This is a genomic window from Salinarimonas ramus (genome assembly GCF_014645695.1).
Taxonomy (GTDB): domain Bacteria; phylum Pseudomonadota; class Alphaproteobacteria; order Rhizobiales; family Beijerinckiaceae; genus Salinarimonas; species Salinarimonas ramus.
The window spans coordinates 236,301-251,362 of the sequence record NZ_BMMF01000004.1; the positions used below are offsets into that span (position 1 = coordinate 236,301).

General features: G+C 71.0%; 19 protein-coding genes. 9 read left to right on the top strand and 10 right to left on the bottom strand.

What is annotated here, in order from left to right; translation table 11 throughout:
- Positions 1 to 11: 11 nt before the first annotated feature.
- From phnK to phnG, 5 genes are read right to left on the bottom strand one after another with little or no spacing between them, the layout of a single operon-like run.
- Positions 12 to 788 carry a phosphonate C-P lyase system protein PhnK gene (gene phnK / locus IEX89_RS07870; RefSeq protein ID WP_188911425.1) on the bottom strand — a complete coding sequence of 259 codons (777 nt, stop codon included), beginning with the start codon at positions 786 to 788 and terminating at the stop codon, positions 12 to 14.
- A complete protein-coding gene (locus tag IEX89_RS07875) occupies positions 781 to 1,719 on the bottom strand; it encodes an alpha-D-ribose 1-methylphosphonate 5-phosphate C-P-lyase PhnJ (protein WP_188911427.1) in 939 nt (312 codons plus the stop codon). The genes phnK and IEX89_RS07875 overlap by 8 nt, the downstream gene beginning before the upstream one ends.
- Positions 1,716 to 2,870, bottom strand: coding sequence for a carbon-phosphorus lyase complex subunit (locus tag IEX89_RS07880; RefSeq protein ID WP_188911429.1), 1,155 nt, complete (start codon positions 2,868 to 2,870; stop codon positions 1,716 to 1,718). The genes IEX89_RS07875 and IEX89_RS07880 overlap by 4 nt, the downstream gene beginning before the upstream one ends.
- A 4-nt stretch (positions 2,871 to 2,874) precedes the next feature.
- Positions 2,875 to 3,471, bottom strand: a complete 597-nt coding sequence (gene phnH, locus IEX89_RS07885; protein ID WP_188911431.1) for a phosphonate C-P lyase system protein PhnH — start codon at positions 3,469 to 3,471, stop codon at positions 2,875 to 2,877.
- 1 nt (position 3,472) lies between these two features.
- On the bottom strand, positions 3,473 to 3,940 hold the full coding sequence (phnG, locus tag IEX89_RS07890) for a phosphonate C-P lyase system protein PhnG (RefSeq protein ID WP_244645178.1): 468 nt from the start codon (positions 3,938 to 3,940) through the stop codon (positions 3,473 to 3,475).
- 83 nt (positions 3,941 to 4,023) lie between these two features.
- Here phnG and phnF point away from each other — a divergent pair, with 83 nt between their 5' ends.
- Positions 4,024 to 4,788, top strand: a complete 765-nt coding sequence (gene phnF, locus IEX89_RS07895; protein WP_188911433.1) for a phosphonate metabolism transcriptional regulator PhnF — start codon at positions 4,024 to 4,026, stop codon at positions 4,786 to 4,788.
- Between the two features lies 1 nt (position 4,789).
- Here the strand turns inward: phnF and IEX89_RS07900 are convergent, their stop codons facing one another.
- The 3 genes from IEX89_RS07900 to IEX89_RS07910 all read right to left on the bottom strand — a co-directional run bounded on the left by IEX89_RS07900 (position 4,790) and on the right by IEX89_RS07910 (position 6,618).
- Positions 4,790 to 5,548, bottom strand: a complete 759-nt coding sequence (locus IEX89_RS07900) for an alpha/beta fold hydrolase (RefSeq protein ID WP_188911435.1) — start codon at positions 5,546 to 5,548, stop codon at positions 4,790 to 4,792.
- A gap of 71 nt (positions 5,549 to 5,619) precedes the next feature.
- Complete coding sequence (locus IEX89_RS07905) at positions 5,620 to 5,922, bottom strand: hypothetical protein (RefSeq protein ID WP_188911437.1); 303 nt, start codon at positions 5,920 to 5,922, stop codon at positions 5,620 to 5,622.
- 78 nt (positions 5,923 to 6,000) lie between these two features.
- Positions 6,001 to 6,618 (bottom strand): DapH/DapD/GlmU-related protein, encoded by a 618-nt coding sequence (locus IEX89_RS07910; RefSeq protein ID WP_188911439.1) that lies wholly within the window; start codon positions 6,616 to 6,618, stop codon positions 6,001 to 6,003.
- Between the two features lie 163 nt (positions 6,619 to 6,781).
- Here IEX89_RS07910 and IEX89_RS07915 point away from each other — a divergent pair, with 163 nt between their 5' ends.
- Both IEX89_RS07915 and IEX89_RS07920 read left to right on the top strand, forming a co-directional pair.
- Positions 6,782 to 7,225 carry an NUDIX hydrolase gene (locus IEX89_RS07915; RefSeq protein WP_244645180.1) on the top strand — a complete coding sequence of 148 codons (444 nt, stop codon included), beginning with the start codon at positions 6,782 to 6,784 and terminating at the stop codon, positions 7,223 to 7,225.
- Positions 7,222 to 7,626 (top strand): TIGR02301 family protein, encoded by a 405-nt coding sequence (locus tag IEX89_RS07920; RefSeq protein ID WP_188911443.1) that lies wholly within the window; start codon positions 7,222 to 7,224, stop codon positions 7,624 to 7,626. Before IEX89_RS07915 ends, IEX89_RS07920 begins: the two co-directional genes overlap by 4 nt.
- Before the next feature lie 4 nt (positions 7,627 to 7,630).
- Here IEX89_RS07920 and mutM read toward each other — a convergent pair whose 3' ends face one another.
- Complete coding sequence (mutM, locus tag IEX89_RS07925) at positions 7,631 to 8,515, bottom strand: bifunctional DNA-formamidopyrimidine glycosylase/DNA-(apurinic or apyrimidinic site) lyase (protein WP_188911445.1); 885 nt, start codon at positions 8,513 to 8,515, stop codon at positions 7,631 to 7,633.
- Positions 8,516 to 8,677: 162 nt separating this feature from the next.
- Here mutM and ubiE point away from each other — a divergent pair, with 162 nt between their 5' ends.
- From ubiE to xylB, 5 genes are read left to right on the top strand one after another with little or no spacing between them, the layout of a single operon-like run.
- A complete protein-coding gene (ubiE, locus tag IEX89_RS07930; protein WP_188911446.1) occupies positions 8,678 to 9,451 on the top strand; it encodes a bifunctional demethylmenaquinone methyltransferase/2-methoxy-6-polyprenyl-1,4-benzoquinol methylase UbiE in 774 nt (257 codons plus the stop codon).
- 13 nt (positions 9,452 to 9,464) lie between these two features.
- Entirely contained in the window at positions 9,465 to 11,030 is a 1,566-nt protein-coding gene (gene ubiB, locus IEX89_RS07935) for a 2-polyprenylphenol 6-hydroxylase (RefSeq protein ID WP_188911448.1), read from the top strand.
- A 53-nt stretch (positions 11,031 to 11,083) separates the two neighbouring features.
- Positions 11,084 to 11,281 (top strand): type II toxin-antitoxin system VapB family antitoxin, encoded by a 198-nt coding sequence (locus IEX89_RS07940; protein WP_188911450.1) that lies wholly within the window; start codon positions 11,084 to 11,086, stop codon positions 11,279 to 11,281.
- Complete coding sequence (locus tag IEX89_RS07945) at positions 11,278 to 11,646, top strand: type II toxin-antitoxin system VapC family toxin (protein WP_188911451.1); 369 nt, start codon at positions 11,278 to 11,280, stop codon at positions 11,644 to 11,646. Before IEX89_RS07940 ends, IEX89_RS07945 begins: the two co-directional genes overlap by 4 nt.
- Before the next feature lie 8 nt (positions 11,647 to 11,654).
- Complete coding sequence (xylB, locus tag IEX89_RS07950) at positions 11,655 to 13,154, top strand: xylulokinase (RefSeq protein WP_244645184.1); 1,500 nt, start codon at positions 11,655 to 11,657, stop codon at positions 13,152 to 13,154.
- Here the strand turns inward: xylB and IEX89_RS07955 are convergent.
- Positions 13,149 to 14,114 (bottom strand): helix-turn-helix transcriptional regulator, encoded by a 966-nt coding sequence (locus IEX89_RS07955; protein ID WP_188911453.1) that lies wholly within the window; start codon positions 14,112 to 14,114, stop codon positions 13,149 to 13,151. The genes xylB and IEX89_RS07955 overlap by 6 nt on opposite strands.
- Before the next feature lie 97 nt (positions 14,115 to 14,211).
- Here IEX89_RS07955 and IEX89_RS07960 point away from each other — a divergent pair, with 97 nt between their 5' ends.
- A complete protein-coding gene (locus IEX89_RS07960) occupies positions 14,212 to 14,967 on the top strand; it encodes an SDR family oxidoreductase (RefSeq protein ID WP_188911456.1) in 756 nt (251 codons plus the stop codon).
- Positions 14,968 to 15,062 lie beyond the last annotated feature (95 nt).

Consider the following 15,062-nt stretch of genomic DNA (forward strand, 5'->3'; position numbering starts at 1 on the left):
CGGGCCCCTCCTCACGCCGCCAGCACGGACGAGACGAGCAATTGCGTGTAGGGCTCGTGCGGATCGTCGAGCACCTGGTCGGTGAGCCCCGTCTCGATCACGCGGCCGTGGCGCATGACCATGATCCGGTGCGACAGGAGCCGCGCCACGGCGAGATCGTGCGTCACGATGATCACGGCGAGGCCGAGCTCCGCGACGAGGCCGCGGATCAGGTCGAGGAGGCGCGCCTGCACCGACACGTCGAGGCCCGACGTCGGCTCGTCCATGAGGACGAGGCGGGGATGGGTGACGAGGTTGCGGGCGATCTGCAGGCGCTGGCGCATGCCGCCCGAGAACGTCGTCGGCTTGTCGTCGATGCGCGCGACGTCGATCTCCACCCGCGCGAGCCAGTCCTCGGCGCTGGCGCGGATCTTCCCGTAATGGCGCTGCCCCACCGCCATCAGCCGCTCGCCGACGTTCCCGCCGGCGGAAACGCGCATGCGCAGGCCCTGCGCCGCGTCCTGGCGGATGAAGCCCCAATCGGTGCGCATCAGCACCCGGCGGCGCGCCTCGTCGAGGTCGAACAGGCTCTCCACCGCGCCGTCGCGCATGCGGTAGGACACGGCGCCGTCGCTGGGCTCCATCTCGGTGGAGAGCACCGAGAGCAGCGTCGACTTGCCCGAGCCCGATTCGCCCACGATCGCGAGGACCTCGCCGGGGAAGAGATCGAAGGACACGTCCGCGCAGCCGACATGCGGGCCGTAGAGCTTGGTGAGGCCGCGGGCCTCGAGGAGGGCGCCCTCACGCATGATCGTTCTCCGTTCCTGCCGCTCCCGCGAGCATCGTCCCCCGATGCCCCGCCGCCCGCCGCTCCTCGCAATGATCGCTGTCCGAGCACACGAACATGCGCCCGCCCCGGTCGTCGAGGACGACCTCGTCGAGATACACGCCCGTCGCCGCGCAGAGCGCGCAGGGCTCGGCGAAGCGCTGGATGGTGAAGGGGTGGTCCTCGAAGTCCAGCGAGCGCACCCGCGTGTAGGGCGGCACCGCGTAGATGCGCTGCTCGCGCCCCGCGCCGAAGAGCTGCAGCGCCGGCGACATCTCCATCTTCGGGTTGTCGAACTTCGGCGTCGGCGAGGGCGCCATGACGTAGCGCCCGTTCACCTCGACGGGATAGTCGTAGGTCTTGGCGATGTGCCCGTGCTGGGCGATGTCCTCGTAGAGCTTCACGTGCATGACGCCGTACTCCGCGAGCGCGTGGAGCGTGCGCGTCTCCGTCTCCCGCGGCTCGAGCAGGCGCAGCGGCTCGGGGATCGGCACCTGGTAGACCAGGATCTGCCCCTCGCGCAGCGGCGCCTCCGGGATGCGGTGGCGCGTCTGGATCATCGTCGCCTCGGCCGTGTGCGTCGTCGTCGCGACGCCGGCGGTGCGCGCGAAGAACTTGCGGATCGAGACCGCGTTCGTCGTGTCGTCCGAGCCCTGGTCGATGACCTTGAGCACGTCGTCGGGGCCGATGACGGAGGCCGTCACCTGCACGCCGCCCGTGCCCCAGCCGTAGGGCATCGGCATCTCCCGCGAGGCGAAGGGCACCTGGTATCCGGGGATCGCGATGCCCTTGAGGATCGCGCGGCGGATCATCCGCTTCGTCTGCTCGTCGAGATAGGCGAAGTTGTAGCCGGTGGCGGCGTCGGCGGCTCCTCGCGGAGCGCCGGCCGTCTCGATCGTGGTCTCGGCGCTCATTCCGCGGCCTCCTTCGTCTCGGATGCGCTCTCGTCCTGCGTGCTCTCGCCTTGCGCCGACGCGGCCCGGCGCACGGCGATCTCCGCGCGCATGCCGCGCACGAGATGGAGCTCCGCCTGGAAGTCCACGTAATGCGGCAGCTTCAGGTGCTCGACGAAGCCCGTCGCCTGGACGTTGTCGGCGTGCGAGAGCACGAATTCCTCGTCCTGGGCGGGATTGCGGCGCTCCTCGTCGAGCTCGCCGGCGCGCAGCGCCCGGTCGACGAGGGACATGGCCATGGCCTTGCGCTCGTTCTGGCCGAACGCCAAGCCGTAACCGCGGGTGAATTGCGGGGGCACCTCGGCGGAGCCCTTGAACTGGTTGACCATCTGGCACTCGGTGACGAGCATCTCGCCCAGCGGCACCTCGAAGCCCAGTTCCTCGGGCACGAAGCCCACCTCGACAGTACCGATACGCACCTCGCCCACGAAGGGATGGTTCTTGCCGTAGCCGCGCTGCGTCGAGTAGCCGAGCGCGAGGAGGAAGCCCTCGTCGCCCCGCGTCAGCGCCTGGAGCCGCAGGTCGCGCGACGCCGGGAAGCCCAGGGGCGCACGGGTGAGGTCGGCGACCGGCGCATCGGCGTCGGCGCTCTCGCGCTCGATCAGGTCCTCGCCGGCGAGGAGATCGGTGACGCGCGGCATGCGCGCGGCGTCCTCCTCGCGCGCCGCGTCGAGGGCGGCCTCCGGCGCCGGCGGCGGCTCGACGCCGGCCGCGAGGGCGAAGTCGACGAGGCGATGCGTGTAATCGAAGGTCGGCCCCAGCACCTGCCCGCCCGGCAGGTCCTTGTAGGTCGCCGAGATGCGCCGGCGCACCCGCATGGCGCCCGTGTCGAGGGCCTCGCAATAGCCGAAGCGCGGCAGCGTCGTGCGGAAGGCGCGCAGCAGGAAGATCGCCTCGATCAGGTCTCCCCGCGCCTGCTTGATGGCGAGCGCGGCGAGCTCGCGATCGTACAGCGATCCCTCCGTCATCACCCGGTCGACGGCGAGCGCGAGCTGCTCGGCGATCTGGTCCGTGCCGATCTCGGGCACGGAGCGGTCGCCGCGCCGCGCGTCCGCCAGGAGCGCGTGGGCGTTGTCGATGGCGGCCTCGCCGCCCTTCACCGCGACGTACATGGGCTCACTCCCGGATCATGGTGGTGCGCGGCAGGCCGGCGACGCGATCGCCGGCCGTGAGGAGCACGTCGACGCCCCGTGGGAACAGCGCTCCGTTCGCCCGAAAGCGCGCGAGGAAATCCTTCGGCAGAGGCGAAGCGGCGAGGCGCGCGCTCTCGCGAATGCCGGGCCCCTCCAGGTGGAGCCCCGCGCCGCTCTCCAGCCGCTCGCAGGCGAGCACGAGGGTGGTCGAGCGGTCGGGGAAGGCCTGCTCGCCGAGCGCGAAGGCCTCGAAGCCCGGCATGCCGGCCGGATCGGCGATCAGCGCGAAGGCGGCCTCGCACCCGTCGGTGACGATCCGCGCGCCGGTGTGGAAACGCAGCCAGTCCGCCACCGCCGGCACGCGCGCCAGCGGCACGTCGAGCCAGAGCGGCGCCTCGTGGTCGGCGAGGGTCAGCGCGATCGCGGCGAGCGCCGGGGTCAGCGGCGCAGGCGGCGCGATGGCGACCGGCAGGCGCTGGAGCGTGCCGGGGCGCGCGAGCGCCTCCATCACGGCCCGGAAGGCGCCTTGCGCCTCGATGACGGGATCGGCGAAGCCGGGTGCGAGGGCGAGCGTATCCATCTCAGTCCTCCCCGCGGACCATCGTGAAGAAATCGACCTTCGTCGCGGCGACCTGGCGCGCCTCGCGGGCGCGCTCGGCGGCGACCCGGTCGGCCACAGGTGCCAGCGCCACCTCGACGGCGTCCGGTCGCGCCTGGAAGAGCGCGTCCAGGATCGCCGCCTTTCGAGCGCGGACGGCGTCACGCCCCAGATGGTAGGCGAACCCCGCCTCGCCGGTGGGCAGGCGCACGGCGGCGCGGGTGACCGTCGCCTCGCCGGCGTTGAACGGGCGCCCGTCGCCGCCGATGCGCCCGCGCGTCATCACGAGCCCGGTCTCGGGCCGACGAAGGTCCGCGACGTCGGCGGGTGCGTCGAGGGCGGCGAGCGCCGCGTCGAGCTCGTCGGTGCGCGCCAAGGCGCACAGCCGCATCGCCGCTTGCCGGGCGCGGACGCCCTGCGGGGTTGCGGCACTCGTGGTAGAGGAGGTCATGACCGCTCCGAACGGGTTGGCCGAAAAGTTGTCTAGTGATATAGACAATCCGCCAAGCCGGTCAAATGAAGTTTCGGTGACAGATGCCCGACCCCTCGCCCTCGCCCCCGCCCTCGCCTGCATCCCCGTCCCTGATCCGCGGCGCCGGCGTCGCCGCCTGGCGCCAGATCGTCGACGGGATCGAGGCGGACATCGCCTCCGGGCGCCTGGCGCCGGGGGACAGGCTGGCGCCGGAGACGAGCCTCGCCGAGCGTTTCGGCGTGAACCGCCACACCGTGCGGCGCGCCCTCTCGGAGCTCGCCGCCCGCGGCCTCGTGCGCGCGACGCAGGGACGCGGCACCTTCGTCGAGGCGCGCACGCTCGCCTACCCGATCGGCCCGCGCACCCGCTTCACGGAGATCGTCGCCGGCGCGGGACGCCAGGCCTCCGGCGAGCTGATCTCGGCCCGGGAGACCGCGGCAAACGCGTGGGCGGCCGAGCGGCTGGGCCTCGCCGCGGGCGCGCCGGTGCTCGAGCTCGTGACGATGCGCGCCGCCGACGGCACGCCGATCTCGCTCGCGACGAGCACCTTCCCGCTGCCGCGCTTCGCGGGGCTCGACGCCCTCTTCAGGGAGACGCGCTCCCTCACCCTCGCCTATCGCCGCATGGGCATACCCGATTATCGCCGGCTCACGAGCACGGTCACCGCCCGCCCCGCCGCGCCCGAGGAGGCCGCCGCCCTCGACCTCGCACCGGGCCGCATCCTCCTCGTCCTCGACAACGTCAACACCGACCCGGAAGGGACCCGCATTCAGGCGACCCGCGCGCTGTTTTCGGCGGATCGGGTGGAGATGGTGGTGGAGTGGTGAGTCACCCCAGCTGGAGAGCGACGACGAGAATGAGTGCCGCGACGGCTATGACGAGGCATCGACGGGCGTAGACGGGAACGTGCTTGCGCCAGCCCGGGTCGATGGGCTTCGATCGACGGAGGCGCTCCGTCACGATGGCAGGAAGAACCCAGTGGCGAAAATGCTCCTGGGTCAGCGCGCCCGAATGATCGTATCGGAAGAAGCGATCGACGATCGGCGCGCCATTGAAGCCGCATGTACCCACGGGTCCGTAGACGCTCGGCTTCACCGTCGCCGCCACGAGCGGCCACACGTCGTGGACGCCACATTCGTTCACGACGAAAGTCTCGACGCTATCGAAGAGCCCCGCATCGATAGGGTGACAGATTGCTCCGGCGAGAAAGACTCCGGTGATCCGGCGTTCGATCCTGGGCACAAGCCGCGCGAGAACGCTCGTACCGTAGCTGTGGGCGAAAAAGAAGAGGCGCGCGTCGGGGTGCCTGGCGACGATCGTCGCGATCCTTCCGAGAACGAATTCCTCGATGAGCCGCGCCTTCGAGCCGGTGAGGAACGCCCACGTGTCGAGACGACCGAAGTTGACGGCCTCGATGGCGACCCGCCCGCTGACGAACCGGTCCGCTTCGGCTTGGAACGTGTGGCGCCAGAACCCGTCGTCCCGCATGCCATGCAAGACGACGACGAGCCGCTCCGGGGGTGGCGGAGCGACATCCGTCTCCTGGACGAATGGCGCGATACCGATCTCACGGAAATGATCTGCCATACGCAGCCCCCGCTTCTGCGAGGGCGCCTTAGCCTAAAGCTCGACCAGGGGTCAAATCTAAATCTCGGACGCTATCCGAGCGCGTGCTTTCGGCTCTGCTTAGGCACCCACTGGTTCTTCTGCCGCTCCGCATTCCGCAGGGCGGGCATGGTGACGAAATGCCGATCGCCGTTCTCGTCCGTGAGCGATGCGATGCGGCGACCGTCCACGATCTCGTCCACCGCCCACTCCATCAAGGTCAGCGCGTTGTTGAAGAGGTCCTTGCGCGTCGCGATCCCGCAGACCTCCATCATCCAGTTGAGACGCGCGACCTCTTCGGGAGAAAGGTCGAGCTGGACGCGGGTCTTAGCCGCTCCACTATCGCCCTCGGGCATGATCATCCTCATCCGATGAGTAGTCGATGGGGGTAGAATAGCCGATGGTGCGAATTTCGTCGAACGAAAAGCGGACGACTAAATCCCCTCCCGCTCCAGAAACGCCTCAACCCCGAGCCCCCTGAAAGCCGGCAGCGCGCGGCGCAGGCGCTCGTGGTCCCAGTCCCACCAGGAGAGCGCGAGGAGGCGCTCGGCGACGTCCTCGGGGAAGCGGCGGCGGATGGGGCGGGCGGGGTTTCCGACGACGATCGTGTAGGGCGCGACGTCCTTCGTCACGATGGCGCCCGCCCCCACCACCGCCCCGGTGCCGATCGTGCGCCCGGGCAGGATCACCGCCCCGTGGCCGATCCAGACGTCGTGGCCGATGGTCACGGGGAACGAACGCCGCCATTCGAAGAACGCCGCCTCGTCCTCCTCCAGATCGGGCCAGTAGGCGGAGGCGCGGTAGGTGAAGTGCGCCTGGCTCGCCCGTTCCATCGGATGGTTGCCGGGGTTGATGCGCACCATGCGGGCGATCGAGGTGAACTTGCCGATCGTCGTGTAGGCGACCTCGCCATCCTCGACGATGTAGGAGTAATCGTCGAGCACGCTCTCGGTCAGGCGCGTGCGCGCGCCCACCTCGGTATAGCGGCCGAGCCGCGTGTCGACGATGCGGGCGCCCTCGTGGACGAGGGGCGTTTCGGACAGGCGCTTCACGGGTCTCGGCTCCTCTGGCGGGCTCTCGGGGCGGGCTCGTAGCGCGACGACGGAAGCGGGCTCCCTAGCGCGCCCGTCCGACGGTCTCGTGACGGTGCCCGCGTCACGCGCTTCCGCGTCTCGCCGCTTGCCCTTCCGCGCGGGATTGGCGACAAACGCAGCCGTGACCGACGACCGCTACAATCCCTCCCGCCCCTTCCTCGCCGCCAGCGTCGCCGTCGTGCGCGACGGCCGCGTGCTCCTCGCCGCCCGGGGCAAGCCGCCCATGCGCGGGATCTTCACCCTCCCCGGCGGCCTCGTCGAGACCGGCGAGACCCTCGCCGAGGCGGCCCTGCGCGAGCTCGGCGAGGAAGTGGGCGTCACGGCCGAGATGATCGGCCCGATCCGCCCCGTCGAGATCATCGAGCGCGACGGGAGCGGACGCGTCACCGCGCATTTCGTCATCCAGGCCCACGCCGCGCGCTGGCGCGAGGGCGAGGGCGTCACGGGGCCGGAGGCGACCGCCATCCGCTGGGTCGACGGAGCCGAGGTCGAGAGCCTCCCCACGACGCCGGGCCTGCCCGCCATCGTGCGCACCGCCATCGCCATGGCGGAGGCCGCCCGATGAGCCGTGCCCGCGCGCGCGCCGGCGCGCTCCTCCTCGCCGCCGCGCTCGGCCTCGTCGCGCCCGCCCTGGCGCAGGACGCCCCTCCCCCCGTCGAGCCCACACCCGCACCCGCCTACGAGCCCGATCTCATGCGCTTGTCGGAGGTGATGGGCGCGCTCGCGTTCCTGCGCGATCTGTGCGGCGACGCCGACGCGCCCGAATGGCCGGCTCGCATGCAGCGCCTCATCGAGGCCGAAGGCGAGACCCGCGCCGAGCGCCTCGCCGGCGCGTACAATCGCGGCTACCGCGCCTTCGCGCTCACCTATCGCGTCTGCACCCCCGCCGCCGAGCGCGCCATCGCGGGCTACCTCGTCGAGGGCGAGCGGCTCTCGCGCTCCGTCGCGCGGCGGTTCGGCGGGTGACGCCTCAGCGCGTCTGGCAATCCGCGCAATAGAACGTCGAGCGTCCCGACTGCACGATGCGCGCGATCGTGCCCCCGCAGCCGGCGTTGCGGCAGGGCTCGCCCTCGCGGTCGTAGGCGCGAAAGCCGTGCTGGAAATAGCCGAGCGAGCCGTCCGCGTGCGCGAAGTCGCGAAGCGTCGAGCCGCCGGCCGCGACCGCCTCGTTCAGCACGGCGCGGATCTCCTCCGCCAGCCGATGCGCGCTCGGGCGTGGGCGCCCGGTCTTCGTCGCGATCGAGCCCGCCGGCGCCTCCGGATGCAGCCCGGCGCGGTGGAGCGCCTCGCAGACGTAGATGTTGCCCAAGCCCGCGATCAGCCGCTGGTCGAGGAGCGCGGCCTTGAGCGGGGCGATCTTGTGCACGAAGAGCCGCGCCAGCGTCTCGCCCGAGAGCGCGTTGCCGAGCGGCTCGATGCCGAGCGCGGCGAAGTGCTTGCACGAGGCGAGCTCGGCGGAGGCGACGAGGTCCATGTAGCCGAAGCGCCGCACGTCGTTGTAGGTGATGCGCGTGCCCGTATCGAGCTTGAACACGACGTGGTCGTGGATCGGCATCGTGCCCGGATCGTGGTGGAACTCGCCCGGCACGATCGTGCGCTCCGGCAGCGCCACGGTGAAGCGCCCCGTCATGCCCAGATGCATGATCAGGCTCTCGCCGGTCGAGAGGTCCGCGACGAGGTACTTCGCCCGCCGGGAGAGCGCCTCGACCCGCGCGCCCTCGAGCCGCGCCACGAAGCGCTCGGGGAACGGAAACCGCAGGTCCGGCCGGCGTTGCTCGACCGACGCGAAGCGCGCCCCCACGAGGGCGGGCTCGAGGCCACGGCGGACGGTCTCGACTTCGGGAAGCTCGGGCATTTCGTCGCTGATCTCGGGCGGATGGCGTTGCGCGGGGCGTGCGGGTGGGAAAAGCGGGCCGGCCGCCTAGATCAGATAGCCTCGGGCGGGCACTTTCGCTATGTCTCCCCGCGACGACGACGACGAGGGCCGGCAGGCGACCTTCGAGAACGGACGAGAAGCATGGCCGACGAGACCCAGGCGCGCACCGATCCCGGCACCACCCATTTCGGCTACGAGACCGTCGCGCTCGGCGAGAAGCAGGGGCGCGTCGACGAGGTGTTCCGCTCGGTCGCCTCCCGCTACGACCTGATGAACGACCTGATGTCGGTGGGCCTCCACCGCGCCTGGAAGGACGCCATGGTGTCCGCGCTGCGTCCGCCGCGCACGCGCCCCTACCGCCATCTCGACGTCGCCGGCGGCACGGGCGACATCGCCTTTCGCGTCCTCGACGAGGCCGGGCCGGCGGCGCACGTCACCGTGCTCGACATCAACCCGGACATGCTGGCGGTGGGCCGCGAGCGGGCAGGCGAGCGCTACGGCCCGCGCGCCGAGTTCGTCGAAGGCAACGCCGAGAGCCTGCCCTTCGAGGACAGGAGCTTCGACGGCTACACCATCGCCTTCGGCATCCGCAACGTGCCGCGCATCGAGGCCGCGCTCGCCGAGGCGCACCGGGTGCTCAAGACCGGCGGGCGCTTCCTGTGCCTCGAGTTCTCCATGCCCGACATGCCGGGCTTCGACCGGATCTACGACGCCTATTCCTTCAACGTCATCCCGCGCCTGGGCAAGGCGGTGACGGGGGACGCGGAGAGCTATCGCTACCTCGTCGAATCGATCCGCCGCTTCCCGACGCCGGGCGTCTTCGCCGACATGATCGAGGAGGCCGGCTTCCGGCGCGTCACGCACCGGGCCATGACGGGCGGCATCGTGCGCCTGCATTCGGGCTGGAAGATCTGATGGGCGTGCGTTCGTGATCGGAGCCGCCGTCCACATCGCGCGCATGGCGCGTGCCGGGTTCGTGCTCGCCCGCGAGGGCGCGCTCGCGCTCGTCGATCCCTCCGTCCTGCCGCCCCTGCCGCGGCTCGGTCTCAAGCTCGCCCGCCTCGTGGAGCGCCGCGACGCCGGCTCCTCCGAGAGCCGGCTCGCCGCGGCGCTGACGCGGCTCGGGCCCTCCTACGTGAAGTTCGGCCAGTTCCTGGCGACGCGCCCCGACATCGTCGGCTTCCAGGCCGCACGCGATCTCGAGAGCCTGCAGGACCGCCTGCCGCCCTTCCCCCGCGAGGAGGCGGTGCGCGTCGTCGAGGAGGCGCTGGGGCGTCCGATCGAGGCGATCTTCTCGCATTTCGGCGAGGCCGTCGCCGCCGCCTCCATCGCCCAGGTCCACCGCGCGGTGATGAAGACGCCGGAGGGCACCGAGCAGGTCGTCGCCGTGAAGGTGGCGCGCCCGGGCGTGCGCCAACGCTTCTCGCGCGACCTCCAGGACATGCGCTTCGCCGCGCGCGTCTTCGAGGGCTACGCGCCGGAGGCCCGGCGCCTGCGCACCGTCGAGGTAGTGGAGACGCTCGCGCGCTCCGTCATCATCGAGATGGACCTGCGCCTCGAGGCCGCCGCCCTCTCCGAGCTCGCCGAGAACACCAAGAACGACATTGAATTCCGCGTGCCCAAGCCCGAATGGGACCTCACCGACCGCGAGGTGCTCACGCTGGAATGGATCGACGGCATCAAGCTCAACAAGCTCGACGAGATCGACGCCGCCGGCCACGACCGCGTGGCTCTGGCGCGCATCGTCATCCAGAGCTTCCTGCGCCAGGCGATCCGCGACGGCTTCTTCCACGCCGACATGCACCCCGGCAACCTCTTCGTCGACGCGAGCGGACGGCTCGTCGCGGTGGACACCGGCATCATGGGCCGGCTCGGCCATCGCGAGCGGCGCTTCCTCGCCGAGATCCTGCTCGGCTTCATCCAGCGCGACTACGTCCGCGTGGCGGAGGTGCATTTCGAGGCGGGCTACGTGCCCCCACGCCATTCCGTGCTCGACTTCGCCCAGGCGATCCGCGCCATCGGCGAGCCGATCCACGACCGGCGCGCCGACGAGATCTCCATGGCGCGCGTGCTGGCGCTCCTCTTCGAGGTCACCGCCATCTTCGAGATGCAGACGCGCACCGAGCTCGTCATGCTCCAGAAGACCATGGTGGTGGTGGAGGGCGTCGCCCGTCGGCTCGACCCGCATCTCGACATGTGGACCATCGCGGAGCCCGTCGTGCGCGAATGGATCGAGCGCAATCTCGGCCCCATCGGCCGCATCGAGGACGTCGGCCGCGGCGCGCGCACGCTGTTCGGCGTGCTCCAGGACCTGCCCGACATCGCAGTCCGCGCCGAGCGGCTGCTGGTGCAGCTCGAGCAGGGGACCGAGCGCGGCATCGCGCTCGCGCCGTCCTCGATCGAGCGCGCCGGCGAGGCCGCGGCGGGCCGCGGGCGGGCCGTCGTGCTGGGCGTGTGGGTGATCGCGATCGCGCTGGTGCTGTCGTTGTTCTAGCATTGAAATCAGCATCATCTGATGCGATATTCCGTGCGTCATTGGAGGCCCCCATGCGCACGACGATTGCGCTCGACGACGACCTCGTCGCACGAGCGAAGTCCCTCACCGGCATCAAGGAACACCCCGCGTTGATGCGTGAGGCGCTGAAGGCGCTCGTCGCGCGTGAAAGCGCGCGCCGCTTGGCGCTGCTCGGTGGATCCGAACCCGACCTCGAAGCTCCGCCTCGCCGCCGTAGCGAACCGGAATGATCTGCGCAGACACCTCCGTCTGGGTGGATCATTTCCGGGCGGGGGACGAGCGGCTGATGGCGCTGCTGGCCGAAGAGCGCATCGGGATGCATCCCTTCGTGATCGCGGAGCTGATGCTGGGGAGCCTGCGCAACCGTCATGCAGTTCGCGAAATGCTGGAGGATTTGCCCGAGCTCATCGTCGCGGGCGACACGGAGATCATTCCGTTCATAGAACGATCGCGGCTTTTCGGGCGGGGGATCGGCTTCGTCGACGCACATCTGCTCGCCGGCGTCTGCCTCACGCCGGGAGCGAAGCTCTGGACGCGCGACAAGCGGCTGGCGCGCGCGGCGTCGGATCTGAACGTCGCCGCACCGTTCGACTGAGCGCGATCGTGGACGCCCCCACCACCATCGGCCTCGACCTCGGCACCTCCGCCCTCAAGGCCGTCCTCGTCGACGCCGACCAGCGCGTCCTCGCCACCGCCGAGGTCCCCCTCGGCACCCAGCGCCCGAAGCCGCTCTGGTCGGAGCAGCACCCGGACGCCTGGTGGGACGCCACCCTCGCCGCGCTGGCTACCCTCCGCGCCCAAGCGCCCGAGGCCTATGCCGCCACGCGGGCCATCGGCCTCTCGGGCCAGATGCACGGCGCCGTGCTCCTCGACGACGCGGACCGGCCGATCCGCCCGGCGATCCTGTGGAACGACGGCCGGGCGCACGAGGAAGCCGCGGCGCTCGCGCGAGAACACCCGCACCTCGCGGCGATCGTCGGCGTGAAGCCGATGCCCGGCCTCACCGCGCCGAAGCTCGCCTGGCTCGCGGCGCACGAGCCGGAGGCGTTCGCCCGCATCCGCACGCTCCTCCTGCCGAAGGACGTGATCCGCCTGCATCTCACGGGCGAGCACGCCACCGACATGTCGGACGCCGCCGGCACCTGGCTCCTCGACCAGGCGCGGCGCGACTGGTGCGACGCCGCGCTCGACGCGGTCGCCCTCGAGCGCACGCGCCTGCCGCGCCTCGTCGAGGGCACAAAAACCGCCGGAACGGTCCGCCCCGCGCTCGCGGCGGAGCTGGGGCTTCCCGAGGGGGTGATCGTCGCGGGCGGCGGGGGCGACGTCGCGGCGGGCGCGGTCGGCATCGGCGCCGTCGGCGAGGGGGACGCCTTCGTCTCGCTGGGCACCTCGGCGCAGATCTTCGTGGCGAGCGCCGCGTATCGCGCCGCGCCCGAGGCCCTCGTCCACGCCTTCTGCCATTGCGTGCCGCAGCGCTGGTTCGCCATGGCGGCGATGCTCAACGGCGCGAGCGTCATCGCCTGGGCGGCGCGGCTGCTGGGCCTCTCGGTCGCGGACGCGCTCGCGCTGGCCGAGCGCGAGACGACGGCGCCCGGCCGCGTGCTCTTCCTGCCCTACCTCGCCGGCGAGCGCACGCCCCACGACGACCCGTACGCGACGGGCGTCCTCGTCGGGCTCTCTCACGACACGAGCCCCGCCGACATCGTGCGCGCCGTCCTCGACGGTCTCGTGCTCTCGCTGGTGGACGGCCGCGACGCCCTCGCCTCCGCCGGCGTCTCGATCGAGACCGCCGGGCTGATCGGCGGCGGGGCGAGGAGCCCCTACCTCGCCAGCCTGCTCGCATCCGCGCTCGGCACGCCCCTCGTCCGCCATCGCGGCGCCGAGACCGGCCCAGCCTTCGGCGCCGCCCGCCTCGCCGCTTGCGCCGCGACCGGCGACCCGATCGCCGCGGTCGCGACACCGCCGCCGGTGCTCGACGTCACCCCGCCCGATCCTGCGCTGCGCGACGCCTACGCCGCGCAGCTGCCGCGCTGGCGGGCGCTCTATCGGGCGCTCCGTGAGGAGTTCCGGCGCTCGCACCTGTCTCGTCCCTCGGGCTCATGACCCGCGGCGGCTCGGACGTTCGGGCATTCCGCCGTCGGCGCCTTCGCGGGCCGATCCTGCCGCGCGTCCGTGCTGACGTGCGAACTGCATCGGCGGGATGCCCACGAACCGGGTGAACGCAACGCTGAAGGAGCTGGCGGATCCATAGCCGACGGTCTCCGCGACCGCCTTCACGCTACCCTCCCCGCGTCGCAGCATGTCCCTGGCGAGGGCCATCCTCCAGGACAGCAGGTATTCCATCGGCGGCAGCCCGACCTCCTTGTGGAACCTGTCGAAGAAGACCGAGCGCGAGAGGGATGCCTCTCGGGCCAATTGCGTCACCGTCCAGCGACGTCGCGGGTCCGCGTGAATGCAGCGGATCGCGCTCGCCAGCCGGGCGTCGGCCAGCCCGCGGAGCAATCCCGGATGAGCAGCGGTGCCCGAGGCCGCCCGCAGCGCCTCGATGAGCAGCACATCCAGCAGGCGCCCGAGAACCATCTCTCTCGCTGGTCGCTCGTCCTGCGCCTCGTTCCTGACGAGCTGAACCAAGGTCGCGATCCGCGCGAGCCCCCGGACATGGATGACGTCGGGGAGGAGGAGCGAAAGGAGAAGCCCGGCATCCGGCGAGCCGAAAGCCAGGCGGCCCGCCAGCATGCGCACGTTCGCCGGCCCTTCCGGATCGCCGTGCCTCACCTCGTCGTCGAGGGTCGTATGGACCGACTGCCCCTTGGGCGGGCCGCCGTCGAGGCTCGACATCGTGATGTGGCGAGCGGCCGGCACGAGCACGAAATCGTTCTGCTCGAGCAAGAGCCGCGACCGCCCATCGGCGGACAGGAGCACGGCTCCCTCCATGATCGCGCAGAACAGAGGATCCGCGGCCACCGAGACGTCGATGCGCCACGACGCGGCGCCGCTCGCCTGCTTCGAGAACGGCAGGCTCGGTTGAAGCAGCGCCACGACGTCGGCGAACGGATCGATCATTTCAGGACGCTCGCGAAAGCCAACTGGACGGCTGATGATAGGCAGTCTGCCGAGCAACGTCCACATGTCTCCCGCCACAGGCACCAAAGGAGACAGCATGAACACCGTCCTCATCACCGGCTGCTCGTCGGGCTTCGGGCTCGATATCGCCAAGCACTTTCTCGATCGGGACTGGAACGTCGTCGCGACCATGCGCACGCCCGACGCGAGCGTCCTCCCCTCCTCGGAGAACCTGCGCATCCTCCCCCTCGACGTCCGCAGCGACGAGAGCGTCCATCGGGCGGTCGAGGCGGCAGGTTCGATCGATGTCCTCGTCAACAATGCCGGCATCGGCTGGCTCAATGCCCTAGAAGGCACGCCGATGAGCATCGCCCGCGACATCTTCGAGACGAACACGATCGGGACGATGCGCACCATGCAGGCGGTCCTGCCGCAGTTTCGCGAGCGTCGCTCGGGCACGATCGTCAACGTGACGTCGACCGTCACGGTGAAACCGCTTCCGCTTCTGTCGGTCTACACGGCGAGCAAGGCTGCGGTGAATGCCTTTACCGAATCCGTCGCGCTCGAGCTCGAGCCCTTCGGCATCGCGGTCCGCATCGTGCTGCCGGGCCTCGCGCCCGAGACGAGCTTCGGCAAGACCGCGTTCGGTCGCATCCAGGGCGTGGGCGGGTTTCCGGCGGCCTATGCGGACTACACCGCCGCGGTCGTCGCGAACGTCCAGCAGCCCAGTGGCCCCGTCACCCGTTCGACGGACGTCGCCGAGGCTGTTTGGCGCGCCGCCACGGACCCGAACTGCCCCATGAGGCTCCCCGCAGGTGCCGACGCCGTGGCGGCGTTGGACCGGGAAGCCTGACGAGGTTCTCGACAGGCAGCGGCAGTACCGGCCTTCCGACCCGCCAAGGGTCGGAAGGCCCCCTCTTCGAGCGTGGTGACGACGCGCGGACGCGC

Bases quoted from the DNA above. Each gene is read 5' to 3' on its own strand.
- phnK (WP_188911425.1), bottom strand. From the start codon at position 788: ATGCGTGAGGGCGCCCTCCTCGAGGCCCGCGGCCTCACCAAGCTCTAC.
- IEX89_RS07875 (WP_188911427.1), bottom strand. From the start codon at position 1,719: ATGAGCGCCGAGACCACGATCGAGACGGCCGGCGCTCCGCGAGGAGCC.
- IEX89_RS07880 (WP_188911429.1), bottom strand. From the start codon at position 2,870: ATGTACGTCGCGGTGAAGGGCGGCGAGGCCGCCATCGACAACGCCCAC.
- phnH (WP_188911431.1), bottom strand. From the start codon at position 3,471: ATGGATACGCTCGCCCTCGCACCCGGCTTCGCCGATCCCGTCATCGAG.
- phnG (WP_244645178.1), bottom strand. From the start codon at position 3,940: ATGACCTCCTCTACCACGAGTGCCGCAACCCCGCAGGGCGTCCGCGCC.
- phnF (WP_188911433.1), top strand. From the start codon at position 4,024: ATGCCCGACCCCTCGCCCTCGCCCCCGCCCTCGCCTGCATCCCCGTCC.
- IEX89_RS07900 (WP_188911435.1), bottom strand. From the start codon at position 5,548: ATGGCAGATCATTTCCGTGAGATCGGTATCGCGCCATTCGTCCAGGAG.
- IEX89_RS07905 (WP_188911437.1), bottom strand. From the start codon at position 5,922: ATGCCCGAGGGCGATAGTGGAGCGGCTAAGACCCGCGTCCAGCTCGAC.
- IEX89_RS07920 (WP_188911443.1), top strand. From the start codon at position 7,222: ATGAGCCGTGCCCGCGCGCGCGCCGGCGCGCTCCTCCTCGCCGCCGCG.
- mutM (WP_188911445.1), bottom strand. From the start codon at position 8,515: ATGCCCGAGCTTCCCGAAGTCGAGACCGTCCGCCGTGGCCTCGAGCCC.
- ubiE (WP_188911446.1), top strand. From the start codon at position 8,678: ATGGCCGACGAGACCCAGGCGCGCACCGATCCCGGCACCACCCATTTC.
- IEX89_RS07940 (WP_188911450.1), top strand. From the start codon at position 11,084: ATGCGCACGACGATTGCGCTCGACGACGACCTCGTCGCACGAGCGAAG.
- IEX89_RS07945 (WP_188911451.1), top strand. From the start codon at position 11,278: ATGATCTGCGCAGACACCTCCGTCTGGGTGGATCATTTCCGGGCGGGG.
- IEX89_RS07955 (WP_188911453.1), bottom strand. From the start codon at position 14,114: ATGATCGATCCGTTCGCCGACGTCGTGGCGCTGCTTCAACCGAGCCTG.
- IEX89_RS07960 (WP_188911456.1), top strand. From the start codon at position 14,212: ATGAACACCGTCCTCATCACCGGCTGCTCGTCGGGCTTCGGGCTCGAT.